This is a genomic window from Streptomyces prunicolor, from assembly GCF_045162825.1.
GTDB lineage: Bacteria > Actinomycetota > Actinomycetes > Streptomycetales > Streptomycetaceae > Streptomyces > Streptomyces prunicolor.
This window is the reverse complement of record NZ_CP108676.1, coordinates 3,978,245-4,001,535: the sequence shown is the minus strand read 5'-3', so window position 1 is coordinate 4,001,535 and position 23,291 is coordinate 3,978,245. Positions and strand designations below refer to the sequence as shown.

The following is a 23,291-nucleotide window of genomic DNA, read 5'->3' as shown; positions in this document are numbered from 1 at the left end:
ACCTTGTCCTGCCCCTTCGTTGTGATCATGCTCGTGCCCAGCAAGCTCTGCGCACCGGTGTTCGGCGACCTGCGGAGGTTGAGTGGCTGCCACAGTGGATGTGACGGAAGTGGAAGCGGTGGTGCGGAGTGACGCGGCACTGCTGGAGGACGACCTGGCCGAGTTCCTCGACGCGCTGACCGCCCCGGCGCGGACGGCGGCGGTCTCCGTCTACGACACGGCCCTGCGCCGCGTCCTGTACGAACCGGTCGCCGACGCCCTCGGCTCGAAGGTCGGCCAGCAGGCGCTGCCCCCCACACCCGGGGCACCGGGCGGCCGGGCCCCGCTGCGGCCCTCGATGGTGTATTGGGCGTACCGCAACTACCGAGGATTCTCAGGGGAGTTGGAGACCGCTTCCGACCTCGCGGTGATCCGCCGCACGGCAGTTGCCGTAAGGATTCTGCTGAAGGCGGCCGTCGCCCTCGACGACATCCAGGACGGCAGCGAGATCCGCTACGGCGAACCCGCTCTCCACAGCACCCACGGCACCCCGCTCGCCCTCAACACCGGTGCCTGGCTGATCATGTCCGCGCTGCGGCACGCGGCCGACCCGGCCGTCGTGGACAGCCTGGTGCGCTCGGTCGGCAGCGGCTTCACCGGGCAGGCCGTCGACATGTCCTCGCGTACGGCGCTCACGCGCGCGGAGTTGCTGGCCGCGCCGCGCGCCGCACGGGTCGGCTTCTGGGAGGCGACGGCCGCCCTCAAGACCGGCACCCTGTTCTGGATGCCGCTCGACGCGGCGGTCGCGGGGCTGCGGGTGGTCGAGGACGACCGGGTGGCCCTGGACGGCGCGATGCGTCAACTGGGCCTCGCCAGCCAGCTGTTCAACGACCTCACCGACTTCGTGCCCGAGTTCGGCGGGGCCAACACCCACGAGGACTTCGACGGCCTGGGCAACCGGGTCTTCCTGGAACTCCTCGACGACCTACCGGCCGGAAGCCCGCGCGAGGACTTCAAACCGTACGTTCTCGGTCACCCCCGACTGGAGCGCACGCTCCTCGCGCTCGCCGAGGAAGCCGTGGCGCTGAAGCGCGCCGCGAAGGACGCCGTGCACGGCGTGTGCCGCTCCGAGCACAGCGCCGCCTACTTCGACGTGACGATCGAACGCAAGGGCCACCTCATCGACCGTCTGCTCGCGGCGGTCCGGCAGCGGAGCGGCGTATGACGGACCAGCTGAGCGGACGCCTCAGGAACGGCACCCGCGCCTGGCACCAGGCCCTGGAGAACACCGGGTTCGCCACCGCGATGCTCGCCGGCACCCTCCCACTGGACCGCTACGTCGGCCAACTCGCCTCCTATCGCGTGGTGTTGGAGGCACTGGAAGGCGAACTCACTCGTGTCACCTGCCCATCCGTCACGTCGGTGTGGTCACCCGACCTCGTCAAGCTCCCCCTCATCGGACGCGACCTGCACCACTTCGCCGCCCTCGGCACCACACCTCAACCCGGCCCGTCCGCCGAGGAGTTCGCACGGGAGATACGCCGCACCGCCGCGACCGAACCCCGTGAACTCCTCGGCTTCCTCTACGTGTTGGAGGGCTCGACCCTCGGCGCGATGTTCCTGCTCCGCCACGTCACCGAGGCGTACCGGCTCACGGACGGGAACGGGGTGTCGTACTACGGCAGCGGCGACCGCATCCGCTGGGCGGCCTTCACCGAACGCCTGGACCGGGCGCTCGGTGAACCAGCCGTACAGGAAAAGGTGTTGGCCGCCGCCGAACGGGCCTACCGTCACATCGCCCTGATCTCAGGGGAGTTGTCGGCAGGCCTGGGCGCCCCGGCACCTGAGCCCGTTTGAACAGCTGCTAGCCCGCGAGGCCCAACTCGCGGGCGATCAGCATCCGTTGGACCTCGCTGGTGCCCTCGCCGATCTCCAGGATCTTGGAGTCGCGCCACATACGGGCCACCGGGTACTCGTTCATGAAGCCGTACCCGCCGTGCACCTGGGTGGCGTCACGGGCGTTGTCGACGGCGATGGTCGAGGAGTACAGCTTGGCGAGGGCAGCCTCCTTCTTGAAGGGTTCGCCCGCGACCAGCCGGGAGGCCGCGTCGCGCCAGGACAGCCGCGAGGTGTGGGCCTTCATCTCCATGTCGGCGATCTTGAACTGGATGGCCTGGTTGGCGCCGATCGCCCGCCCGAACGCGTGCCGTTCCTTGGCGTACTTCACCGACTCGTCGACACAGCCCTGCGCGAGTCCGGTGGCGAGTGCCGCGATCGCGATCCGGCCCTCGTCCAGGATGCGCAGGAACTGGGCGTAGCCGCGCCCCAGTTCACCCAGCAGGTTCGCCGCCGGGACCCGGACGTCCGCGAAGGACAGCTCACGGGTGTCCGAGGCGTTCCAGCCGACCTTCGAGTACGGCGCCGCGACCGTGAAGCCGGGCGTCCCGGACGGCACGATGATCGACGAGATCAGCGGCTTGCCGTCGGGCTTGCGTCCTGTCACCGCGGTGACCGTCACCAGACCCGTGATGTCCGTACCGGAGTTGGTGATGAAGCACTTGGAGCCGTTGATCACCCACTCGTCGGTGTCCGGGTCGAGCCGGGCCGTCGTCCGCGTCGCGCCCGCGTCGGAGCCGCCGTCCGGCTCGGTCAGCCCGAAGGCACCGAGGATCTCGCCGGAGCACAGCCGGGGCAGCCACTCGGCCTTCTGGGCGTCGGTGCCGAAGAGGTGGATGGGCATCGCGCCGAGGGACACCCCGGCCTCCAACGTGATCGCGACCGACGAGTCGACCCGGGCCAACTCCTCCAGCACCAGGCCGAGCGCCAGATAGTCGCCGCCCATCCCGCCGTACTCCTCGGGGAACGGCAGTCCGAACAGGCCCATGCGGCCCATCTCACGGACGATCTCGTACGGGAACTCGTGCCGCTCGTAGAAGTCGCCGATCTTCGGCGCGACGACATCGTGCGCGAACTCCTCGACCGTACGGCGGAGTTCTTCCAGCTCGGGGGAGAGACGGTGGTCCATGGCGGTCACTGCTCCTTGTGGGGCTGTGCTGTTTTACCGAGTGCGCGGACAGTGCGGGACGGGCTGGGTCGGCCCAGTCGTTCGGCCATCCACACGCTGGTGGCGGTGAGACGGGCGAGGTCGACGCCGGAGTCGATGCCGAGACCCTGGAGCATCCACACGAGGTCTTCGGTGGCGAGGTTGCCGGTCGCGGACTTGGCGAACGGGCAGCCGCCGAGGCCGCCCGCGGAGGCGTCCACGGTGGTGACGCCGTGCTGGAGGGCGGCCAGGGTGTTGGCGAGTGCCTGGCCGTAGGTGTCGTGGAAGTGCACGCCCAACAGGGCGGTGGGGACGCCTTGTTCATTGAGCGCGGCCAGCAACTTCAGCACATGGCCGGGAGTTGCCACCCCGATCGTGTCGCCGAGGCTCAGCTCGTCGCAGCCCATGGCGACCAACGCCCGGCAGACACGCACCACTTGAGCGATCGGGACCGCGCCCTCCCAGGGGTCGCCGAAGCACATGGAGACATAGCCGCGCACATGGGCGCCCTCGTCCTTGGCGCGGGCCACGACCGGGGCGAACACGGCCAGCGACTCGTCCACCGTGCGATTGAGGTTGGCCTTGGCGAAGGACTCGGTGGCGCTGGCGAAGACGGCGACGCGGGTCGCCTTCAGGGACAGGGCCCGGTCGAGTCCGCGGGCGTTCGGCACGAGGACGGGGAGGCGTACGCCCGGCAGGTCCCGCACGAGCGGGAACAGCTCCTCGGCGTCGGCCAGTTGGGGCACCCACTTGGGGTGCACGAAGCTGGTGGCCTCGATCGTGGTCAGGCCCGCGTCGGCCAGCCGCCGCACGAACTCGGCCTTCACCTCCGTGGGTACGGTCGCCTTCTCGTTCTGCAGCCCGTCCCGCGCTCCCACCTCGTGGATGCGCACCCGGGCGGGCAGATCGGGGGCCGGTACGACCATCGGGAGTGCCGCTGGTCCGAGTGCCGCTGGTCCGAGTGTCACTGGTCCTCCTCCACGGGTGTGACGACCGCCAGCACCTGGTCCATGGCGACCGTCGCGCCGGGCGTCACGTCGAGTTCGGCGACGGTGCCGGCGTGCGGCGCGGAGACGACGTGCTCCATCTTCATCGCCTCCACCACCAACAGGCTCTGACCGGCGGCCACTTGATCTCCTACGGCGACCTTCACCACGGTCACCGTCCCCGGCATCGGCGCGGTCAGCGAACCGGCACCGGAACGGTCGGCCCCGCTCAGCGAGGCGGCCACCGGATCGTGGTCCCGCACCTGCCACGCGTCCCCGTCCCGGCCCAGCCAGTCACCGGCCCGGTGGAAGGTGTGCCGGACCCCGTCGAGCGTGACGGCGACCTGGTCCGCGGTGACGGTGTGGGTACCGCGCGGGACGTACTCCACAGGCTCGGTCACCCTCAGGTGGAACCCGACCGGCTTAGGAGTACCGCCCAGCCGCCACCCGTCCGGCACCGAGAAGGGATCGGTCCACCCGTCGTCCTTGGGACGGAGAGCCTCCAGCCGTACGGCCGCTGCCGCCTCGTACACCTCCACGGGCACCTCGTCGGGGATGAGCGAGTCCGCCTCCCGCTCGACGAGCCCGGTGTCCAACTCGCCCGCCACGACGTCCGGATGAGCGAGGAGCCTGCGCAGGAACCCCGCGTTCGTCGGCACGCCCAGGGTGACCGTGTCCGCGAGGGCCGCCCGGAGCTTCCTGAGCGCGGTCGCGCGGTCGGGGCCGTAGGCGATGACCTTGGAGAGCATCGGGTCGTAGAGACTGCCGACCTCGGTGCCTTCGGAGAGGCCGGAGTCGGTGCGGACGCCGTTGCCCTGGGGTTCGTTCAGTTTCAGGACGGTGCCGCCGGAGGGGAGGAATCCGCGCGCGCCCTCTTTGTTGGACACGGTCTCGGCGCAGATGCGGGCCTCGATCGCGTGCCCGGTGAGCGTGATGTCGTCCTGCGCGAAGGGGAGCCGCTCGCCGGCCGCCACCCGCAGCTGCCACTCCACGAGGTCGAGCCCGGTCACCAACTCCGTTACCGGGTGCTCCACTTGGAGGCGGGTGTTCATCTCCATGAAGTAGTACGACGACGGGTCGCTGCCCGGCACGATGAACTCGACCGTGCCCGCGCCCGCGTACCCGCACGAGCGGGCCGCCTGCACCGCGGCCTCGCCCATCGCCGCGCGGGTGCCGGAGTCGAGGAGCACGCTCGGGGCCTCCTCGACGACCTTCTGGTGTCGGCGCTGCAAGGAGCACTCGCGTTCGCCGAGGTGGACGACGTTGCCGTGGCCGTCGGCCAGGATCTGGATCTCGATGTGGCGGGGGCGGTCGACCCAGCGCTCGACCAGGAGGGTGTCGTCGCCGAAGGAGGCGCGGGCCTCGCGGCGGGCGGCGGCGATCTCGTCGTCCAGGAGGGTGAGGTCGCGGACGAGGCGCATGCCCTTGCCGCCACCGCCGGCCGACGGCTTGAGGAGTACGGGTGCACCCAACTCATGCGCGGCCTTGGAGAGTTCGGGGTCACGGCCGCCGGGGACGACCGGGACACCGGCCGCCGCCACCGTCTCCTTGGCGTGGATCTTGTCGCCCATGAGGGCGATCGCGTCGGCCGAGGGTCCGATGAAGACCAGCCCGGCGTCGGCGCACGCGCGCGCGAAGGCCGCGTTCTCGGCGAGGAAGCCGTAGCCCGGGTGCACGGCCTGCGCGCCGGAGCGGGCCGCCGCCTCCAGGAGCCGTTCCACCGACAGATAGCTCTCGGCGGCCGGTGCCGGACCGAGCCGTACCGCCGTGTCGGCCTCCCGGACGTGCCGGGCGTCCGCGTCGGCGTCGGAGAAGACGGCCACCGAGCGCACGCCGAGGGAGCGCAGGGTGCGGATGACGCGGACCGCGATCTCACCCCGGTTGGCCACGAGGACCGTCTCGAACATCTCGGGTACCTCGGGCGTCTCGGGAATCTTGGGTGTCTCGGGATTCTCGAATGTGTCGACCATCTCGGGCATCCTCATCACATCCGGAAGACGCCGAACTGGGGTTCTCCCAGGGGCGCGTTGGCACAGGCGGTCAGGGCCAGACCCAGCACCTGGCGGGTCTCCATCGGGTCGATGACCCCGTCGTCCCAGAGCCGGGCGGTGGCGTAGTAGGCGTTGCCCTGGCGCTCGTACTGCTGCCGGATGGGATCCTTGAAGGTCTCTTCGTCCTCCGGCGGCCAGGACTCTCCACGCCCCTCCAACTGGTCCCGCTTGACGGTCGCGAGGACGGACGCGGCCTGCTCGCCGCCCATGACGGAGATCTTGGCGCCGGGCCACATCCACAGGAAGCGAGGGGAGTACGCGCGGCCGCACATCGAGTAGTTGCCCGCGCCGTACGAACCGCCGACCACGACCGTCAGCTTCGGCACGCGCGCGCAGGCGACGGCGGTGACCATCTTGGCGCCGTGCTTGGCGATGCCGCCCGCTTCGTAGTCCTTGCCGACCATGAACCCCGAGATGTTCTGGAGGAACACCAGGGGGATGCCGCGCTGGTCGCACAGTTCGATGAAGTGGGCGCCCTTCTGGGCGGATTCGGAGAACAGGATGCCGTTGTTGGCGACGATGCCGACGGGGTGGCCGTGGATGCGGGCGAAGCCGGTGACCAAGGTCTGCCCGAACTCGGCCTTGAATTCGGCGAAGCGCGAGCCGTCGACCACGCGCGCGATGATCTCCCGTACGTCGTAGGGGGTACGGGAGTCGACGGGGACGGCGCCGTAGATCCCGTACGGGTCGACCTTGGGCTCGACCGTCTCGGTGACCTCCCAGGGCAGGGCCCCGCGTGCGGGGAGTGTGGCGGCGATGTTCCGGACGATCCGCAGCGCATGGGCGTCGTCCTCCGCGAGGTGGTCGGTGACGCCCGACACGCGTGCGTGGACGTCGCCGCCGCCCAGCTCCTCGGCGGTGACGACCTCGCCGGTGGCGGCCTTCACGAGGGGCGGCCCGCCCAGGAAGATCGTCCCCTGATTCCGGACGATGACGGCCTCGTCGCTCATGGCGGGGACGTAGGCGCCCCCGGCGGTACAGGACCCCAGCACGGCGGCGATCTGCGGAATCCCGGCCCCCGACATCCGGGCCTGGTTGAAGAAGATCCGCCCGAAGTGGTCCCGGTCCGGGAACACCTCGTCCTGCATGGGCAGGAACGCGCCCCCGGAGTCGACGAGATAGATACAGGGGAGCCGGTTCTCGAGGGCGATCTCCTGGGCGCGCAGATGCTTCTTCACGGTCATCGGGTAGTACGTCCCGCCCTTGACCGTGGCGTCGTTCGCGACGATCACGCACTCACGACCACTCACCCGGCCGATCCCGGCGATGACACCGGCGGCGGGGGCGGCTCCGTCGTACATCCCGTCGGCGGCGAGGGGGGCCAGCTCCAGGAAGGGCGAGCCGGGGTCGAGCAGCGTGTCGACGCGGTCGCGGGGGAGCAGCTTGCCGCGCGCGGTGTGCCGGTCCCGGGCCCGCTCACCGCCGCCGAGCCGGGCCGCGGCGAGCTTCTGCCGCAGCTCCTTGCCCAGCGCGCGGTGCGCCGCCTCGTTGGCCCGCCACGCCTCCGACGCGGGATCGGCCGCGCTCGTCAGCTCCGGTGCCTCTTGCATTCCGTGGGTCCCCTCGCACAGCGATCGGCCGCTCTCGGCTGTTAATGAGCGTTAACCATTTCCTTCAGGTTAACGACCGCTAACCTCCCTGTCTAGAATTGCTTCCATGACCACGAGAACCGACGCCCCCACCCGCCGCGAGCAGATCCTCAAGGAGGCCGCGCGGCTCTTCGCCGAGCGGGGTTTCCACGGCGTCGGGGTCGACGAGATAGGCGCGGCCGTCGGCATCAGCGGGCCTGGCCTGTACCGCCACTTCCCGGGCAAGGACGCGATGCTCGCGGAGCTGCTGGTCGGCATCAGCGGCCAGCTCCTGACGGGCGCGAAGCGCCGCCTGGCGGAGGCGGAGGGCGTGACCTCCGCTGAGCCGCTCCTCGACTCCCTCATCGAGGGCCACATCGACTTCGCCCTCGACGACCGTCCCCTGATCACCCTCCACGATCGCGAGCTGGACAGACTCCGGGACACGGACAGGAAGCTGGTGCGTCAACTACAGCGCCAGTACGTGGAGTTGTGGGTCGAGGTCGTACGGGAGGTGTACCCGGAACTGGCCGAACCCAGCGCGCGGTCGGCGGTGCACTCGGTGTTCGGGCTGCTGAACTCGACTCCGCATCTGGGGCGACCGGGGTCATTGCCTGGGCGGGGGGCGACGGCGGAGTTGCTGCATCGGATGGCGAGGGGGGCGTTGGGGGCGGCGGCTTCGGGTGGGTGAAGGTGGCGTGACGAGCGTTACGTGCCCGTTCCACTGGACGCTCCCGCCTACCGGCCGGTACGCTCGATGCTGAGCAAGCGCTTAGCCATCGGACCGCAACCATCAATTGAGGAACCCCGATGGCGAGCAACCACATCCGCGAGAGCGGCGCCGGTTCAGGCGCAAAGAAGGGTGGCGGCGGTGCGCCGTACGGTGTTTGACGAGGACCACGAGGCGTTCCGGGAGACCCTCCGGGCCTTCATCGAGGCCGAGGTCGTCCCCGTCTACGACGAGTGGTTCGCGGCCGGCCAGGCGCCGCGCGAGTTCTACTACAAGCTCGCCGAGCTCGGCGTCTTCGGCATCCGCGTGGACGAGGAGTACGGCGGCGCGGGCATCGACTCGTACAAGTTCGAGGCCGTCCTCTACGAGGAGACCGCGCGCGCGGGTGTCTCCTTCGGCGGCTCCGGTGTGCACGTGCTGCTCGGCCTGCCCTACATCAAGCTGCTCGCCAACGACGAGCAGAAGAAGAAGTACCTGCCGAAGTTCGTCTCCGGCGAGGAGATGTGGGCCATCGCGATGACCGAGCCGGGCACCGGCTCCGACCTCGCGGGCATGAAGACCACCGCCAAGCTCTCCGAGGACGGCACGCACTACGTCCTCAACGGCGCCAAGACCTTCATCACGGGTGGCGTGCACGCCGACCGCATGATCGTCTGCGCCCGCACCTCCCCGTCCTCCAAGGAGGACCGCCGCCACGGCATCTCCCTCTTCGTGGTGGACACCAAGGCCGAGGGCTACTCGGTCGGCCGGAAGCTCGACAAGCTCGGCCTGAAGACCTCCGACACCGCCGAGCTGGCGTTCGTCGACGTGAAGGTCCCGGTCGAGGACCTCCTCGGCGAGGAGAACAAGGGCTTCTACTACCTCGGCCACAACCTCGCCTCCGAGCGCTGGGGCATCGCGTTCGGCGCGTACGCGCAGGCCAAGGCCGCCGTCCGGTTCGCGAAGCAGTACGTGCAGGAGCGTGTGGTCTTCGGCCAGCCCGTCGCCGCGTTCCAGAACACCAAGTTCGAACTGGCCGCCTGCCAGGCCGAGGTGGACGCCGCCGAGGCCGTCGTCGACCGCGCGACCGAGGCCCTGGACGCCGGTGAGCTGACCCCCGCCGAGGCGGCCAGCGCCAAGCTGTTCACCACCGAGGTCGCCCACCGCGTGATCGACCGCTGCCTCCAGCTGCACGGCGGCTACGGCTTCATGAACGAGTACCCGATCGCCCGCCTGTACGCGGACAACCGCGTCAACCGCATCTACGGCGGCACCAGCGAGATCATGAAGACGATCATCGCGAAGGACATGGGCCTGTAAGGTCCCCGAAATTACCGGCCAGTAGAAAAGGTGCCATGAGCCAGGCACTTCAGGGTCTCCTCGATCTGCTCGACCTTGAGCAGATCGAGGAGAACATCTTCCGCGGCCAGTCCCAGTCCGCCGTCGTCCCCCGCGTCTTCGGCGGGCAGGTGGCGGCCCAGGCGCTGGTCGCCGCCGGCCGGACGGTCTCCGAGGACCGTCTCGCCCACTCCCTCCACGCGTACTTCCTGCGCCCCGGCGACCCCGGCGCGCCCATCGTCTACACCGTCGAGCGCATGAACGACGGCCGTTCCTTCACCGCGCGCCGCGTCGTCGCGGTCCAGCACGGCCAGCCGATCTTCGCCCTCTCCGCGTCCTTCCAGCGCCACGAGGACGGCCTCGAACACCAGGCCCCCATGCCGTCCGCCCCCGACCCGGCCACCCTGCCCACCTCCCAGGACCGGCTGCGCGGCTACGACCACATCGCCCCCGAGGTCGTCGAGAAGTTCATCGAGGCCCGCGAGGCCATCGACCTGCGCTACGTCGAGGAGCCGCCGTACGGCAAGTTCGGCGAGCCGCGTGAACCGCACTCCCAGGTGTGGTTCCGCACCAACGGCAAGCTCGAAGGCCCCATCGACGATCCCCTCCTCCATGTAGTACTCGCGACCTACGTCTCCGACATGACCCTCCTCGACTCCGTCCTCCTTGCACACGGCCGAGGCGGCTGGGCCGTAGGGGATGTGGTCGGGGCCTCCCTCGACCACGCGATGTGGTTCCACCGGCCGTTCCGCGCCGACGAGTGGCTGCTCTACGACCAGGAGTCGCCGTCGGCGTCCGGCGGGCGCGGGCTCGGGCAGGCGCGGATCTACACGCAGGACGGTCAACTGGCCATCTCCGTCATTCAGGAGGGCGTGGTCCGGGTTCCTCGGGAACACTGAGGGCATGGCAGAAACAGAGGAAGGTGACGGTGGCGGCGAGTCCACCGTCACGGTGATCGTCGCCGCCGTCGCCAACCTGGGCATCGCGCTCGCGAAGGCGGTCGCCGGCGTCATCAGCGGCTCCAGCGCGATGCTGTCGGAGGCCGCGCACTCGGTCGCCGACACGGTCACCGAACTCCTCCTCCTCACCGCTCTCAAACGCAGCGGCAAACCCGCCGACGAGGAACACCCCCTCGGCTACGGCCCCGAGCGCTACATCTGGGCGATGCTCGCCGCCGTCGCCACCTTCGTCGGCGGCGCGGTCTTCTCGATCTACGACGGCATCCACACCCTCGTCTCCGGCGAGGAGCTCGGCGACCCGCTGATCTCGTACATCGTGCTCGGCGTCGCCTTCCTCCTGGAGGGCTACTCCCTGCGGACGGGCGTACGCCAGGCGCGCGGCGAGGCGGCCCGCTTCGACGCCAGCTTCAAGCGCTACCTCCGCTACACCCCCGACACCGCCGTCAAGGCCGTAGTCCTTGAGGACTCCGCCGCCCTGATCGGCCTGGTCCTCGCGGCCGGCGGCCTGCTCGGCGGCCAGCTCACGGGCTCAGGGGTGTGGGACGGCATCGCCTCGCTCTGCATCGGCGCCCTGCTGCTCTACGTCGCCTGGGTGCTCGGCCGCTCCAACGCCGAACTCCTCATCGGCCGCCCCCTCCCCAAGGCCATGCGGGACCGTATCCGCGAGGAGCTGCTCGGGGTCGAACACATCGAAGCCGTACTGGAGTTGACCACCCTCGTGCAGGGCCCGCGCGAGGCGCTGGTCGCCGCGAAGATCGACTTCCGGGACCGGTCGAGCGCCGCGCAGATCGAGTGGGCCTGCGAACAGGCCGAGCAGCGGCTGCGCGAGGCGTTCCCGTCGGTGAACCGGGTCTATCTGGACCCGACACCGGGGTACGCGCAGCGCCGGGCGGAAGGGCTCAACCCCTGGCCGTGACAGGGGAGTTGAGCCCGGCCGTTCAGGACGACAGTCCGGCCTCCGCCAGCAGATACGCCGTCATCGGGTCGTAGTACCTGGGGCTGACGACGTGGTCATCGAGGGGGACCGTCACCTGGACGGTGCCCTCCGACTCGGCGAGGAAGAGTGCCGGGTCGTTCGAGTCGGCGTACCCGACGGAGTCGACGCCGTGCCGCCCCGCGTAGCCCGCCCAGCCGTGGTCGGCGACGACGAGGTCGGGCAGCGGGCGGCCCTCGCGCTCCAGGGCGGTGAGGATCGCCTTCATCGGCTCACCGGAGTGCGTGTGCCAGAGTGTCGCCCCGTGCTCCAGGACGGCCACGTCCGCGAACTGCATGACGTACCCCTCCTCCGTCTGCAGCCCCTCCGGGATCACGACGATCTCGCAGCCGGCCGTGCGCAGGGCGGCGGCCGTGGCACGGTGCACATCGAGCAGACCGCCCGGGTGGCCGGTCGCGAAGAGCACCCGCTGCTGCCCGTCGGCCGCCTTGCGCAGCCGCGCCGCCAGCCGGTCGAGCCCCTCGACGGTCAGCTCCGGGTCGATGGTGTCCTGGCCGTAGCGGTACTGGGGATCGTCGTTCACACCGACCCGCTCCGCCATCACCGCGAGCACGTCCTGCTCGTCGGTCCAGCGGCTGCCGAGCTCCAGGCCGAACCAGTAGTGGCGATCGCCGTTCGCGAGCTTGCGGTAGTGGGAGAGGTTGTTCTCGCGGGGAGTGGCTACGTCGCCCGCGATACGGGTCTTCACAAGGTGATCGACGAGCTCGGCGCGGCTGAGGGTCCCGGATATCGGCATGCTCCCCATTGTGGAGCAGAGGACTGTGCGCGTGCCCGGCGTCCCGCACGCTGGGATGTGGATCACTCACACTCGCCCGAGCGCGAACCAGAGCTCCATCCGTACGTCCGGATCGTCCAGGTCCGTCTCCAGCAGTGCCGCGCACCGGGCGATCCGCTGCCGCACGGTGTTGCGGTGCACGGCCAGGGCGACTGCCGTACGGTCCCAACTCCCGTGCAGGGAGAGCCAGGTGCGCAGCGTCTCGACGAGCGCGGGGTGGGCGGCGAGCGGCGCGAGGAGGGTGCGGGCGTGCGCCTCGGCCTCGTCGTGGGGGAGCAGTTCGGCGAGACCGGCGCGGCCGGAGGAACCGTGTCGTACCAGCGGGGTACGGGTCGCACGGGCGCGGGCCAGGGCACGGGCCGCCTGGGTGTCGGCGGCGGGCCACTCCTCGGGGGTGACGGCGGCGCTGACCCCCAGGGTCCAGCCGGGTTGCGGGGCTGGTTCGCGATCGGCGGGGAGGAGTACCCGTACGACCTCCGGCGCCAGATCGATCAACGCCGACCCGAGCGCGGCGCCCAGCGCGGACGCGGCGACGGGATCAGGGGCGGGGGTGTCGGGCGTCGCGTGCACGACGAGCCACCGGTCGCCGCCTAGCAGCGACGCGACCTCCTCCGGCGGGGCGCCCAGCAGCAGCCGTACGAGCGCCGAGGACCGGTCCGCTCCCGTGCGGCTCTGGTGTTCGCCGGTGAGGAGGGAGAGGAGTACGGCGGCGACCGAGGCGATGGTGTGGTCGCCGGGGGCGCGGTCCGGGGCGGCGACCCCTAGGACGAAACCCTGACCGGTACCGAGGGCGTACGCGGCGAGATGGGCGCCGGGGACGGTGTCGGCGGCGGAGGTGGGGGACGTAGGAGATGTAGGGGATGTAGGGGATGCAGACGTAGAGGAATTAGGGGGCGTAGGGGATGGGGTCGAAGCCGCGGGGGGTCGTACCACCCGCGCCAGCCCCGCCAACGCCTCCCGCGCCTCCCGCGTCTCCACCGCCGACGCTCCCCGCCCCGCGGCCGCGATCTCCGTGCCGTCGGGTCCGTACAGCACCGCGCGACCGCTTACCCGCTGGGCGAGTTGGCGTAGGACCGAAGGGACCGGGTCGGGGCGGGAGGCTGCTGCCGCCAGGCTCTGCTGGGCCTCGGTGATGCGGCGGAGTTCGGCGAGGCGGGCCTGGGCCATCAGTTGCCAGACCGCGCGGGCCACCCGGGTGAACGGGGTCGGCGGCGGGACCTCCAGGAGTGGGAGGTCGTAGTCGTCGCAGGCCGCGACCAGGGCTCTCGGCACGGTGTCGTGGACCGGCGCGACGCCGAAGCCGAGGGCCACGCCGCCCGCCTCGACGATCCGGGAGACGTAGTCGGCGAAGTACGTGCCCGAGCCGGCCGCCTCCGGGATGTGGACCCCCGCGGTGAGGAGCAGTTCGCCGCCCAGCAGGTACGGATACGGGTCCGGCATCTCCGACACGTGCGCCCAGTGGATCGCGGTGTCGGGGTCGGACGGCCCGGCGATCTGCCGCAGCCCCAGGTCCTCGCGGGCCAGGAGGGCGGAGAGATACACGGGGGGAGTGGGCGGAACCGTGAGGTCCGGCATGGTGGACGTTTCCTCCATCACCTCGGGCTCGGATGGATGAAACGTACACTTCGCAGCCGCTTTCCGGCCACCTAGGGTCGGTCGCGGCGCAAGCCGTCCCCCGAGACTCCCCCCGGACTTCCCGGGACTCCGAGCACGTGCGTAAGGAGGCCCCCGTATGGCCGTCGACTACACCGTCATCGTCGTCTACCTGGCCGGCATGCTGGCCATGGGCTGGTGGGGCATGCGCCGCGCCAAGTCGAAGAGCGACTTCCTGGTCGCGGGCCGCCGCCTGGGCCCCGTCATGTACTCCGGCACCATGGCCGCGATCGTCCTCGGCGGCGCGTCCACCATCGGAGGCGTGGGTCTCGGCTACCAGTACGGCCTGTCCGGCGCGTGGATGGTCTTCACCATCGGCCTCGGCCTGCTCGCCCTCTCCGTCTTCTTCTCCGCCCGCATCGCCCGCCTCAAGGTGTACACGGTGTCGGAGATGCTCGATCTCAGGTACGGCGGCCGCGCGGGCGTCATCTCCGGCGTGGTCATGTGGGCCTACACCCTGATGCTGGCGGTCACCTCGACCATCGCCTACGCCACGATCTTCGACGTCCTCTTCGACATGAATCGCACTCTCGCGATCGTCCTCGGCGGCTCGATCGTCGTCGCGTACTCGACGCTCGGCGGCATGTGGTCGATCACGCTGACGGACATGGTGCAGTTCGTGGTGAAGACGATCGGCGTACTCCTGCTCCTGCTGCCCATCGCGGTCGTCAAGGCGGGCGGCTTCAGCGAGATGAAGGCGAAGCTGCCCACCGGGTACTTCGACCCGCTGGGCATCGGCGGCGAGACGATCTTCACCTACGTCCTGATCTACACGTTCGGCATGCTGATCGGCCAGGACATCTGGCAGCGGGTGTTCACGGCGGGCAGCGACAGGACGGCCAAGTGGGGCGGCACGGTCGCGGGCACCTACTGCCTCGTCTACGCCCTCGCCGGCGCCGTCATCGGCACCGCGGCCAAGGTCCTCTACCCGAACCTCGGCAGCCCGGACGACGCCTTCGCGACCATAGTCAAGGACGAACTCCCGGTCGGTGTAAGGGGGTTGGTACTGGCCGCCGCCCTGGCCGCCGTCATGTCCACATCCTCCGGCGCGCTGATCGCCTGCGCCACGGTCGCCAACAACGACATCTGGTCGCGGCTGAGAGGAGCCGTACGGCGGGAGGGCGACGAGGAGGAGCAGGACGAGGTCCGGGGCAACCGCGCCTTCATCCTCGTCATGGGCGTCGCGGTGATCGGCACGGCGATCGCGCTGAACAACGTCGTGGAGGCGCTGACAGTCGCCTACAACCTCCTCGTCGGTGGCCTGCTCGTCCCGATCCTCGGAGGTCTGCTGTGGAAGCGCGGCACCGCACAGGGTGCGCTCGCCTCGGTGATCGTCGGCGGCCTCGCGGTCGTCGGCCTGATGGCGACCTACGGCATCCTCGCCAACGAGCCTGTGTACTACGGCCTGTTGTCGTCTCTGGCCGCCTATGTGACCGTCTCTCTCGCGACGCCCGCGACCGACCCGGCCGTACTCGCCGCGTGGCGGGACCGGCTGGCGGGGCGCGGCGCACCCGAACGAGTGTCCGAGCCGATGGTGGCTCCCCGGTAAAGTCGTCATCAGGCGTACAAACCTGCAGGAAAAATCCCATACGCGACGAAGCGTAGGAAAGAAGGCAGTGCCCATGACCAGCAACGAGACGCCCCGCGGCCCGGTCGACTCCTCCCGCACCCCGCGGTACGCCGGACCCGCGACCTACGCCCGGCTGCCGCGGCTGGACGAGGTCGGCACCGCGGACGTGGCGGTGGTCGGGGTGCCGTTCGACGCCGGTGTCTCGTACCGGCCGGGCGCGCGCTTCGGCGGCAACGCGATCCGCGAGGCGTCCCGGCTGCTGCGTCCCTACAACCCGGCGCAGGACGCGTCCCCGTTCGCGCTGGCGCAGGTCGCGGACGCCGGTGACATCGCGGCGAACCCGTTCAACATCAACGAGGCCGTCGAGACCATCGAGGAGGCCGCGGACCAACTCCTGGGCACCGGCGCGCGGTTGATGACCCTGGGCGGCGACCACACGATCGCGCTCCCGCTGCTGCGCTCGGTGGCGAAGAAGCACGGCCCGGTGGCGCTGCTGCACTTCGACGCCCATCTCGACACCTGGGACACGTACTTCGGCGCCGAGTACACGCACGGGACCCCATTCCGCAGGGCAGTCGAAGAGGGCATCCTCGACACGGAGGCGCTCTCGCACGTCGGTATCCGCGGTCCGCTGTACGGCAAGCAGGACCTCAAGGACGACGAGAAGATGGGCTTCGGCATCGTCACGTCGGCGGACGTGTACCGCCGGGGCGCCGACGAGGTCGCCGACCAGCTCCGCCAGCGCATCGGCGACCGCCCCCTGTACATCTCCATCGACATCGACTGCCTCGACCCGGCCCACGCGCCCGGCACCGGCACGCCCGAGGCCGGCGGCCTGACCTCCCGCGAACTTCTGGAGATCCTGCGCGGCCTGGCATCCTGCAACCTGGTGTCGGCGGACGTCGTCGAGGTGGCACCGGCGTACGACCACGCCGAGATCACCTCGGTGGCCGCGTCGCACACCGCGTACGACCTGATCACGATCATGTCCCGTCAGATTGCCGAGGCTCGTTCGAAGTGACCCACGACCACGACCTGGAACTCCGCCCGACCGCGGCTCAGACGGAGGCCGCGCTGAATCCTCCCCCCGGCCGCAACGGCGGTGACCTGGTCGTGGAGACCCTGGCCGGGCTCGGCGCGACCACCGTCTTCGGCCTGCCGGGCCAGCACGCGCTCGGCATGTTCGACGCCCTGCGCCGTTCCGACCTCCGCTACATCGGCCTACGGGTGGAGAACAACGCCGGGTTCGCGGCGGACGCGTACGGCCGCATCACGGGCGAGGCGGCCCCGCTGCTGCTGTCGACGGGCCCGGGCGCGCTGACGTCACTGGCCGCGCTCCAGGAGGCGCGGGCGGCCTCGGCCCCGGTGTTGGCGATCAGCAGCCAGATCCCGACCGCGGGCCTGGGCGGTGGCAGGCATGGGTATTTGCATGAACTGCCCGACCAGTCCGCTTCGTTCAGGGGCGTGGTGAAGTCCGTCCACACCGTCCGCGCCCAGTCGCAGATCCCGTCCGCGATCGCGGAGGCCTGGAAGTCGGCGCTGACGGCTCCGCACGGCCCGGTGTGGGTGGAGATCCCCCAGGACGTACTACTGGCCGAGACCCTCCTCCCGGTGGTGACGGCGGTGGACGCGACCCCGGAGGACGTCCTGCCACGCCCCGAACTGACCGCCGTAGCAGCCGACTTGCTGTCGCGCGCCGCTCGCCCGGCGATCATCGCGGGCGGGGGAGTCGTACGGGCGGACGCGTCGAAGAAGCTGCGGCAGCTGGCGGAGAGACTCCGGGCACCGGTGGTGACGACGCCGGGCGGCAAGGGGGCGTTCCCGTGGACGCACCCGCTGTCCCTCCAGTCCTGGCTGGAGGACCGATATACGACCGACTTCCTGGAGGACGCGGACGTCGTACTGGTGGTGGGTTCGGGATTGGGTGAACTGTCCTCGAACTACCACACGTTCACTCCGCACGGCCGAGTCATCCAGATCGAGGCGGACCTCGGCAAACTGGAGTCGAACCACCCGGCGTTGGGCATCCACGCGGATGCGTGGCACGGGCTTCAGGCGCTGCTGGAGACGGTGACGGAGCGAGCGGATCCGACGGCGGAGGGGCGGGTGGCCGAGCTGCTCGGCCGTGTGCGGGAGCGTATCGACTCGCAGGAACTGACCCTGGAACAGGGCGTGTTGGAGTCGGTACGAAAGGCACTGCCGGCCAACTCCCCGTCCTTCTGGGACATGACGATCCTCGCGTACTGGGCCTGGTCCGCCTTCGACGCGAAGGGCCCCAACCATCTCCACTCCGCCCAGGGCGCGGGCGGCCTCGGCTACGGCTTCCCGGCGGCGCTCGGCGCGGCCGCCGCGGACCCGACGCGTCCGGTGCTGGCGGTGTCGGGGGACGGGGGTGCGCTGTACTCGATCGCGGAGTTGGCGACGGCCAAGCAGTACGACCTGAACGTCACGTGGCTCATCGTCGATGACGGTGGCTACGGCATCCTCCGCGAGTACATGACGGACGCGTTCGGCGAGGCGACGGCGACGGAACTGACCCGGCCGGATTACGTGGCGCTGGCGGAGTCGTTCGGGGTGCGCGGGGTTCGTACGACTCCGGAGACGTTGGAGTCGGACCTGGCGAAGGCGTTGGGGGAGCCGGGGCCCTCCGTGGTCGTACTCCCTGCCGTGCTGCGGATGTTCGCGGCTACGCACTTGGGGTGACGGGACCCTCCCCGCGGAAGTGTGACACTTCGGCGCAGAGTGTCACACTTTCGCGGCGTACCCCTGGTCTCACATCCGCGGATCCGGCGTCAGAAGCGCGAACACCGCGCCGAAGGGGTCGGCGAGCCAGGCCATCCGGCCGACCTCGGGCACATCCGTCGCCGGCATCAGTACGGAACCGCCGTTGGACTGTGCCGCCGTGATCGTGGCGTCGACGTCCGTCGAGTGGAAGTACGGTACCCAGCGCGGGAGTTCGCCCGCGCCGTCGCCCAGCGGCGCGACCCCGCCGAAGGAGGCGTTCTGCTGGTCCCCTTCGGCGGTGCTCAGTACCCGGTACGTCATGCCGGGCGCCTGCATCTCCTGGCTGCGCCAGCCGAACAGGCCCTGGTAGAAGGCGATGTCCGCCTCCGGGTCGGGGGCGTGCAGTTCGGCCCAGAGCAGGGTGTTCGGGGCGGAGGCGAGTTCCAGACCCGCGGTCTTCCCCGGTTGCCAGAGTGCGAACTGCGCGCCCTGCGGGTCGGTGGCCTGGGCCAGCATGCCCTCGCCCATGACGTCCATGGGCTCCATCCGTACGGTTCCGCCGCCGGCCGTGACGGCCTCGACGGTGGCCGCGATGTCGCCGGTCTTGAAGTGGATCATCCAGGCGGAGTTCGCCCCTTCCTCGGTGAGCGGCCCGAGGGCGGCGACGGTCTTCCCGTCCACCTGGAAGAAGCCGTACCCGCCTGTGTCGGGACCGGCGGAGACGAACCGCCAGCCGAGGACGGCGCCGTAGAACGCGGCTGCCGCGTCGGTGTCGGGGCTGCCGAGGTCGAGCCAGTTGGGCGATCCGGTGGTGAAGTCGGTGCCGAGCATGAAGTCCTCCTGAGCGAGGGGTGGGCCGGGACGGGAGCCACGATGCCGTCCCGACCGGCGCCGTCCGCGCACGAGCACTGACAGGACTCCGGTTTCCACCGAACGGCCGAACGTTCGCCCATGCCGGCGCCGCGCGCTGACGGACTCCCCGCCATGGGTGGACACGAGTGGGCGAAGGCGGCCGGGCGATCGAAGTCGGCGTGGCCCTCGGGCTGTTGGCCGCGTGGGCGGTGCACGATCTGGAGGAGCTGGCCACGATGCCGAGCTGGGCCCGAGGACACGTGCCCGGGCTGCGGCAGCGGTATCCGCGCGTGCCGGAACAGGTGTGGCGGCGGCTGGAGTCCGTCGACGGGCGGGAGTTCGCCACGGCCGTCGCCGTGATGGGCGGGGTGGTCGCGATCGCCGCGGCCGACGGACACCGTACGGGTGGACGTTCCGGCTTCTACCAAGCGGCCCTCAACGGATTCGGCCTGCACGCCCTGGTGCATCTGGGGCAGGCCGCCGCCGTCCGGGGATACACGCCCGGGGTGGTCACCTCGCCCCTCGTGGTCGTCCCCTTCACGCTGTGGGCCCGGGGCCGGCTGCGGCGGGCCGGTGTTCTGCGTCCCGCGCGGCCGCGTGATGTGGCAACGGGGCTGGCGCTCGCCGCGGCGGCGACGGTCGGGACGCATGGGGTGGCGCGGCAGTTGTTGCGCCGGGGGTGAACAGGGTTCCGGGTGCGAGAAGGGGGATGGTTGAACTCCCTCTGGATCAGGGGGAGTTCAACCCAGGGCAACTGCAGCGGAGCCTCGGCGGCGATCCTGGGAGCAACGACATCCCGGTAGCGGTGGTCGAGGGCGAGGACGACCGGCTGAGGCAACGTCCATGCCAGAACGGTGTTGCTCGCGTTCATGCCGTTCGTCGTGGCAGGGACAGCTCCGTGGGTGTCGCCATTCCGACTACCGGGCCGCGGGCGCGTTGCCGTCGCGCCAGTCGTTCACGCGCTTTCGGATGCTGGGGACCATCGGGAGTGCGTCGACCTCTGCGGGCTGGAACCAGCGGACGTCCGTGGATTCCTCGGACACCGCCAGTCGCCCGGCCACGGGGCGTGCCAGGAAGCAGATGGAGAACTCCTGCCGTACCTCGCCGTCGTCGTAGGCGAAGACATGGCGGGGGTTGGTGTAGGTGCCGACGATGCCGATGATCTCGACGTCGAACCCGGTCTCTTCGCGGGTCTCGCGGACGGCACACTCCGGCAGTGACTCGCCGATGTTCATGGCTCCACCGGGAAGCGCCCACATGTCGTTGTCGCGACGGCGTTGGAGCAGGATGCGCCCGGAGTCGTCGACAACGATGGCGGAGGCAGCCGGGACCAGGCTGTTCGCAGTCGGGGCGTTCGGGTCGTTCTCGTAGTCGCGCCTACCCATTGTTTTCCTCGTCCCATACCTGAGTGCCCCGGTTCCACAGTTCGTCGACGTGGGATGCGAAGCGGTCGAACATGCCGTCGTCCTGGTGGCGACGCAGGTGCAGCGTGGGGGCGTCGTGCCCCACGCTGTGCGTCAGCAGGGGCGTGACGATCATGTCGTCGTCGAAGCGGAACACGGACAGGTACGCGTGCCCATCGCTGAACCTCGCGCTGATACCTGGCTGTTGTCTGATCTTCTCCAGTTCGGCGAGCGTCACGCGGATGCGGGTGGACAGGGTGAGTGCAACGTCTTCGTCCTGTTCACGTGATCGCGTGAGATCGCTGTCAGGGTCGCCGAGCAGGAACCGGACTTGGCACCCTTGGGCGGCCTTCCGACGTAACGCGGTTCCGAACCGGGCTTGTTCAAGCCACAGGAAGTAGTTCGTGTATCCCGCGAAGGTCAGCTCTCGCTCGGCCTTGGTGATCAACGACCGCCACAGGGAGGCCGGAACGCCGGAGCGGTAGGGATAGACGGACACGACCTCACGGTCCGGACCGACCTTGATCGCCTTCTTTGCGGCTGCTGGCCACAACACCGCCTCGTCCTCCCCGAGTGCTTCGCAGACGGCCCATCTTTGGCGGGCACGAGGAACGCGCCCCGTTTCGGTGACCCACCGGCCGACCGTCTTGATATCAACGCCGCACTTCTCTGCCAACTGACGGTCCGACATCCGCGCCTGAGCCATGGCACGGCGAAGAGCTTCGTTCACAGGTACCCCCGAGGACGTTAGGCACGCTTCTCACGCTAGACCTACTCCGTGTCTAACGGCCTCCGAACGAAGTAGGAACGGCCCAGCCGGACCGGAAGGGTGAAGGGCGACAGCCTCGAAGACCCCCGCGACCGTGGTGGACGGTCCGGGGGCGCGGCCATCAACTACGCGGAGTTGACGACAGGTGGAGGTGTCGGGATGACGGGACACATCGACGACGTAGTACGGCTCCTGCCGTGGGTGGGTCCGGAGGGCAAGCCGTGTTTTCTCTCTGGGGATGGTTCCGGCGGCTACCTGGCGCGCCTTGCGGACAACATGGAGGCGGTTCAACTCGGCCTGGCCGCTGACCTCATGAAGGAAGCCAGGGGCGTCCTCGACGGGCGCGGGTGGACTTCGGGCGAACTCCACTTGCTGGCCGTGCAGTTGACCGAGGCTCTGACCGATGTGCACCGCGTCGCGGAGAGCCGTGGCGCGCGTCTGGCCGATCCTGTCTGGGACAACGCCGACGCGATCGACGACGATGACGATGCCCCCCTCGAACGGCCCGCTGAGGCAGCGGGGTGACCACTGCCCCGGAGCGGTCCCGCAACCCGTCAGCGGAGCAGGGGCTCGTGGGCGTGCCGCTGGAGGAACTTCCGGGGTACTGCAAGCGGTGCGTCGGGCACCGGGCGGTGTGGTGTCCCGAGTGCTGCGGCTTCGACGGCTGCTCCCGCTGTCGGCAAACCGGGATGCTGCCCTGCCCCGAGTGCACGAGCGGTACCGATGTTCCGGTGATCATGTGGTGACTCCAGCTCGCTGAGCGACGGCGAGCAACACGGCTCAGCGAGTCGGCGGCCCCGCCCGTGCGTCCTCCCCTGCGACGCATCGGGCGGGGCTCTGTGCTGTGGCCCTGATCCTCCGTCGGAGTCATGGCGCGCTGTGGGCACGCCGTCGGGCCTAGTCACATCCGGTGGACGCGGCGTCGTACATCTTGGAGTACGACTTCGAGGGCTGAGCCTGAGCGTGGCTTCCGTCGGCCAGGTATTGCTCAGCTTCCCTGCGCGTCGGCGGCGAGTGGAGTGGTGTCCTTGGCCGGCGGCGCCTTGATGGTCACGGGCTGGTTGATGTCGAGGAAGGTGATGGTCAGGTCGAGCGGCCCGTCTCCGGTGCCGACCATGTCGTCATTGTGCTGGGCCCGCATACGGAACTGCTTGGTGCGGCCGTCGCCGTCTGTCCACACGTCCATGGTCAGCGGGTCGGAGACTTCCAGCTGTGTGAACTGGTCGAGGCTCCCTAGGGTCAGGGCCTTGCTGTTGACCGTCCCCTTGTAGTGCGTGGTCTTGGCGCCGTCGACCGTCTCGGTCCCGATCAGCCGCAGGTCCTTGGATCCGGTCAGAAGTGTGGACTGCGCAATGGGGCTTGCCTGTAGCTGACTTGGCAGTATGCCGTAGGACTGGTTGTCCACTCCGCCGCGTCCCCATACGGCCGGGGCGGCCGTGAGCCAGCTCTTGCCGTTCAGCTTGTCCGGGCGCACCGCACTCCCGCCGAGGTACATCACCTTGTCGACGAACCGGATCTCCAGTTGGCTGTTTCCACCCTGGGCGGCCGTAGTGGTCAGCTTCATACTCATGGCCAGCGGTTGAGTGGTCATGGAGGCCTCGGCCTTCAGGCGGCCTTTCCCTGGCACGGTCCCGCTGATCCGATAGTGGAGCGATGCGATGTCCGAGGCGTTCTTCGCTGCCTTCGCGACGGCCACCGCAGGCGTCACCTTGGGCGGGTTGGCAACCGCGGAGTTGTTCTTGGCACCCGCACCGCAAGCAACCGATCCCCCCGCGAGCAGCACGGCCGCGAAGGCCACGCTCGTCACTCCGCGCGGTACGGAAACAAGGACGGACATTCCCACAACCCCCCAAGACAGATGGCAGATGGCAGATCCATGCCAAGGGCGTGAGCCTAACTCGGGGTGCGTACTGGGGTC

Annotated in this window: 21 protein-coding genes; 11 read left to right on the top strand and 10 right to left on the bottom strand. The window is 69.8% G+C overall.

The window, feature by feature from the left end; genetic code table 11:
* Positions 1-82 precede the first annotated feature (82 nt).
* Both OG588_RS17945 and OG588_RS17940 read left to right on the top strand, forming a co-directional pair.
* Positions 83-1,204, top strand: coding sequence for a polyprenyl synthetase family protein (locus OG588_RS17945; RefSeq protein ID WP_405948176.1), 1,122 nt, complete (start codon positions 83-85; stop codon positions 1,202-1,204).
* Positions 1,201-1,836 (top strand): biliverdin-producing heme oxygenase, encoded by a 636-nt coding sequence (locus tag OG588_RS17940; RefSeq protein WP_405948175.1) that lies wholly within the window; start codon positions 1,201-1,203, stop codon positions 1,834-1,836. Before OG588_RS17945 ends, OG588_RS17940 begins: the two co-directional genes overlap by 4 nt.
* Positions 1,837-1,843: 7 nt before the next feature.
* Here the strand turns inward: OG588_RS17940 and OG588_RS17935 are convergent, their stop codons facing one another.
* From OG588_RS17935 to OG588_RS17920, 4 genes are all read right to left on the bottom strand, one after another.
* Complete coding sequence (locus OG588_RS17935) at positions 1,844-3,004, bottom strand: acyl-CoA dehydrogenase family protein (RefSeq protein ID WP_405948174.1); 1,161 nt, start codon at positions 3,002-3,004, stop codon at positions 1,844-1,846.
* Positions 3,005-3,009: 5 nt separating this feature from the next.
* Positions 3,010-3,948: a hydroxymethylglutaryl-CoA lyase gene (locus OG588_RS17930; RefSeq protein ID WP_405953150.1), complete on the bottom strand. Its 939-nt coding sequence runs from the start codon at positions 3,946-3,948 to the stop codon at positions 3,010-3,012.
* A gap of 38 nt (positions 3,949-3,986) precedes the next feature.
* Positions 3,987-5,915 (bottom strand): acetyl/propionyl/methylcrotonyl-CoA carboxylase subunit alpha, encoded by a 1,929-nt coding sequence (locus OG588_RS17925; protein WP_405953149.1) that lies wholly within the window; start codon positions 5,913-5,915, stop codon positions 3,987-3,989.
* A 77-nt stretch (positions 5,916-5,992) separates the two neighbouring features.
* A complete protein-coding gene (locus tag OG588_RS17920; protein ID WP_405948173.1) occupies positions 5,993-7,609 on the bottom strand; it encodes a carboxyl transferase domain-containing protein in 1,617 nt (538 codons plus the stop codon).
* Positions 7,610-7,715: 106 nt separating this feature from the next.
* Between OG588_RS17920 and OG588_RS17915 the strand changes: the two genes are divergently transcribed.
* From OG588_RS17915 to OG588_RS17900, 4 genes are all read left to right on the top strand, one after another.
* Positions 7,716-8,318, top strand: coding sequence for a TetR/AcrR family transcriptional regulator (locus OG588_RS17915; protein ID WP_405948172.1), 603 nt, complete (start codon positions 7,716-7,718; stop codon positions 8,316-8,318).
* A gap of 180 nt (positions 8,319-8,498) precedes the next feature.
* The gene (locus OG588_RS17910; protein ID WP_405948171.1) at positions 8,499-9,656 is read left to right on the top strand and encodes an acyl-CoA dehydrogenase family protein; all 1,158 of its coding nucleotides are present in this window, start codon (positions 8,499-8,501) and stop codon (positions 9,654-9,656) included.
* A gap of 35 nt (positions 9,657-9,691) precedes the next feature.
* Positions 9,692-10,573: an acyl-CoA thioesterase gene (locus tag OG588_RS17905; protein WP_405948170.1), complete on the top strand. Its 882-nt coding sequence runs from the start codon at positions 9,692-9,694 to the stop codon at positions 10,571-10,573.
* A 4-nt stretch (positions 10,574-10,577) separates the two neighbouring features.
* On the top strand, positions 10,578-11,549 hold the full coding sequence (locus tag OG588_RS17900; protein WP_405948169.1) for a cation diffusion facilitator family transporter: 972 nt from the start codon (positions 10,578-10,580) through the stop codon (positions 11,547-11,549).
* A gap of 22 nt (positions 11,550-11,571) precedes the next feature.
* On the opposite strand, the gene OG588_RS17895 is transcribed toward OG588_RS17900, so the two are convergent.
* On the bottom strand, positions 11,572-12,363 hold the full coding sequence (locus OG588_RS17895) for a phosphatase (RefSeq protein WP_405948168.1): 792 nt from the start codon (positions 12,361-12,363) through the stop codon (positions 11,572-11,574).
* A 66-nt stretch (positions 12,364-12,429) separates the two neighbouring features.
* Entirely contained in the window at positions 12,430-13,977 is a 1,548-nt protein-coding gene (locus tag OG588_RS17890; RefSeq protein ID WP_405948167.1) for a PucR family transcriptional regulator, read from the bottom strand.
* A gap of 157 nt (positions 13,978-14,134) precedes the next feature.
* Between OG588_RS17890 and OG588_RS17885 the strand changes: the two genes are divergently transcribed.
* From OG588_RS17885 to OG588_RS17875, 3 genes are all read left to right on the top strand, one after another.
* Positions 14,135-15,604 carry a sodium:solute symporter gene (locus OG588_RS17885; RefSeq protein ID WP_405948166.1) on the top strand — a complete coding sequence of 490 codons (1,470 nt, stop codon included), beginning with the start codon at positions 14,135-14,137 and terminating at the stop codon, positions 15,602-15,604.
* A 73-nt stretch (positions 15,605-15,677) separates the two neighbouring features.
* Positions 15,678-16,646, top strand: coding sequence for an agmatinase (gene speB, locus OG588_RS17880; protein WP_019056560.1), 969 nt, complete (start codon positions 15,678-15,680; stop codon positions 16,644-16,646).
* Positions 16,643-18,328: a thiamine pyrophosphate-binding protein gene (locus tag OG588_RS17875; protein WP_405948165.1), complete on the top strand. Its 1,686-nt coding sequence runs from the start codon at positions 16,643-16,645 to the stop codon at positions 18,326-18,328. Before speB ends, OG588_RS17875 begins: the two co-directional genes overlap by 4 nt.
* A gap of 69 nt (positions 18,329-18,397) precedes the next feature.
* Here the strand turns inward: OG588_RS17875 and OG588_RS17870 are convergent, their stop codons facing one another.
* Positions 18,398-19,180 (bottom strand): VOC family protein, encoded by a 783-nt coding sequence (locus OG588_RS17870; RefSeq protein ID WP_405948164.1) that lies wholly within the window; start codon positions 19,178-19,180, stop codon positions 18,398-18,400.
* Between the two features lie 167 nt (positions 19,181-19,347).
* On the opposite strand from OG588_RS17870, the gene OG588_RS17865 reads away from it, so the two are divergent.
* On the top strand, positions 19,348-19,884 hold the full coding sequence (locus OG588_RS17865; RefSeq protein WP_405948163.1) for an HXXEE domain-containing protein: 537 nt from the start codon (positions 19,348-19,350) through the stop codon (positions 19,882-19,884).
* 234 nt (positions 19,885-20,118) lie between these two features.
* On the opposite strand, the gene OG588_RS17860 is transcribed toward OG588_RS17865, so the two are convergent.
* Positions 20,119-20,586, bottom strand: a complete 468-nt coding sequence (locus tag OG588_RS17860) for an NUDIX hydrolase (protein ID WP_405948162.1) — start codon at positions 20,584-20,586, stop codon at positions 20,119-20,121.
* Positions 20,579-21,334 (bottom strand): DUF5919 domain-containing protein, encoded by a 756-nt coding sequence (locus OG588_RS17855; protein ID WP_405948161.1) that lies wholly within the window; start codon positions 21,332-21,334, stop codon positions 20,579-20,581. The genes OG588_RS17860 and OG588_RS17855 overlap by 8 nt, the downstream gene beginning before the upstream one ends.
* Before the next feature lie 198 nt (positions 21,335-21,532).
* Between OG588_RS17855 and OG588_RS17850 the strand changes: the two genes are divergently transcribed.
* The gene (locus OG588_RS17850) at positions 21,533-21,898 is read left to right on the top strand and encodes a hypothetical protein (protein ID WP_405948160.1); all 366 of its coding nucleotides are present in this window, start codon (positions 21,533-21,535) and stop codon (positions 21,896-21,898) included.
* A 463-nt stretch (positions 21,899-22,361) separates the two neighbouring features.
* Here the strand turns inward: OG588_RS17850 and OG588_RS17845 are convergent, their stop codons facing one another.
* Complete coding sequence (locus OG588_RS17845; protein ID WP_405948159.1) at positions 22,362-23,210, bottom strand: LppX_LprAFG lipoprotein; 849 nt, start codon at positions 23,208-23,210, stop codon at positions 22,362-22,364.
* Positions 23,211-23,291 lie beyond the last annotated feature (81 nt).

What these genes read in the sequence shown, in the direction of transcription:
- OG588_RS17860 (WP_405948162.1), bottom strand. Translation starts at nt 20,586, where the DNA reads ATGGGTAGGCGCGACTACGAGAACGACCCGAACGCCCCGACTGCGAAC.
- OG588_RS17885 (WP_405948166.1), top strand. Translation starts at nt 14,135, where the DNA reads ATGGCCGTCGACTACACCGTCATCGTCGTCTACCTGGCCGGCATGCTG.
- OG588_RS17925 (WP_405953149.1), bottom strand. Translation starts at nt 5,915, where the DNA reads ATGTTCGAGACGGTCCTCGTGGCCAACCGGGGTGAGATCGCGGTCCGC.
- OG588_RS17905 (WP_405948170.1), top strand. Translation starts at nt 9,692, where the DNA reads ATGAGCCAGGCACTTCAGGGTCTCCTCGATCTGCTCGACCTTGAGCAG.
- OG588_RS17850 (WP_405948160.1), top strand. Translation starts at nt 21,533, where the DNA reads ATGACGGGACACATCGACGACGTAGTACGGCTCCTGCCGTGGGTGGGT.
- OG588_RS17890 (WP_405948167.1), bottom strand. Translation starts at nt 13,977, where the DNA reads ATGCCGGACCTCACGGTTCCGCCCACTCCCCCCGTGTATCTCTCCGCC.
- OG588_RS17915 (WP_405948172.1), top strand. Translation starts at nt 7,716, where the DNA reads ATGACCACGAGAACCGACGCCCCCACCCGCCGCGAGCAGATCCTCAAG.
- OG588_RS17940 (WP_405948175.1), top strand. Translation starts at nt 1,201, where the DNA reads ATGACGGACCAGCTGAGCGGACGCCTCAGGAACGGCACCCGCGCCTGG.
- OG588_RS17930 (WP_405953150.1), bottom strand. Translation starts at nt 3,948, where the DNA reads ATGGTCGTACCGGCCCCCGATCTGCCCGCCCGGGTGCGCATCCACGAG.
- OG588_RS17870 (WP_405948164.1), bottom strand. Translation starts at nt 19,180, where the DNA reads ATGCTCGGCACCGACTTCACCACCGGATCGCCCAACTGGCTCGACCTC.
- OG588_RS17920 (WP_405948173.1), bottom strand. Translation starts at nt 7,609, where the DNA reads ATGCAAGAGGCACCGGAGCTGACGAGCGCGGCCGATCCCGCGTCGGAG.
- OG588_RS17895 (WP_405948168.1), bottom strand. Translation starts at nt 12,363, where the DNA reads ATGCCGATATCCGGGACCCTCAGCCGCGCCGAGCTCGTCGATCACCTT.
- speB (WP_019056560.1), top strand. Translation starts at nt 15,678, where the DNA reads ATGACCAGCAACGAGACGCCCCGCGGCCCGGTCGACTCCTCCCGCACC.
- OG588_RS17900 (WP_405948169.1), top strand. Translation starts at nt 10,578, where the DNA reads ATGGCAGAAACAGAGGAAGGTGACGGTGGCGGCGAGTCCACCGTCACG.
- OG588_RS17845 (WP_405948159.1), bottom strand. Translation starts at nt 23,210, where the DNA reads ATGTCCGTCCTTGTTTCCGTACCGCGCGGAGTGACGAGCGTGGCCTTC.
- OG588_RS17935 (WP_405948174.1), bottom strand. Translation starts at nt 3,004, where the DNA reads ATGGACCACCGTCTCTCCCCCGAGCTGGAAGAACTCCGCCGTACGGTC.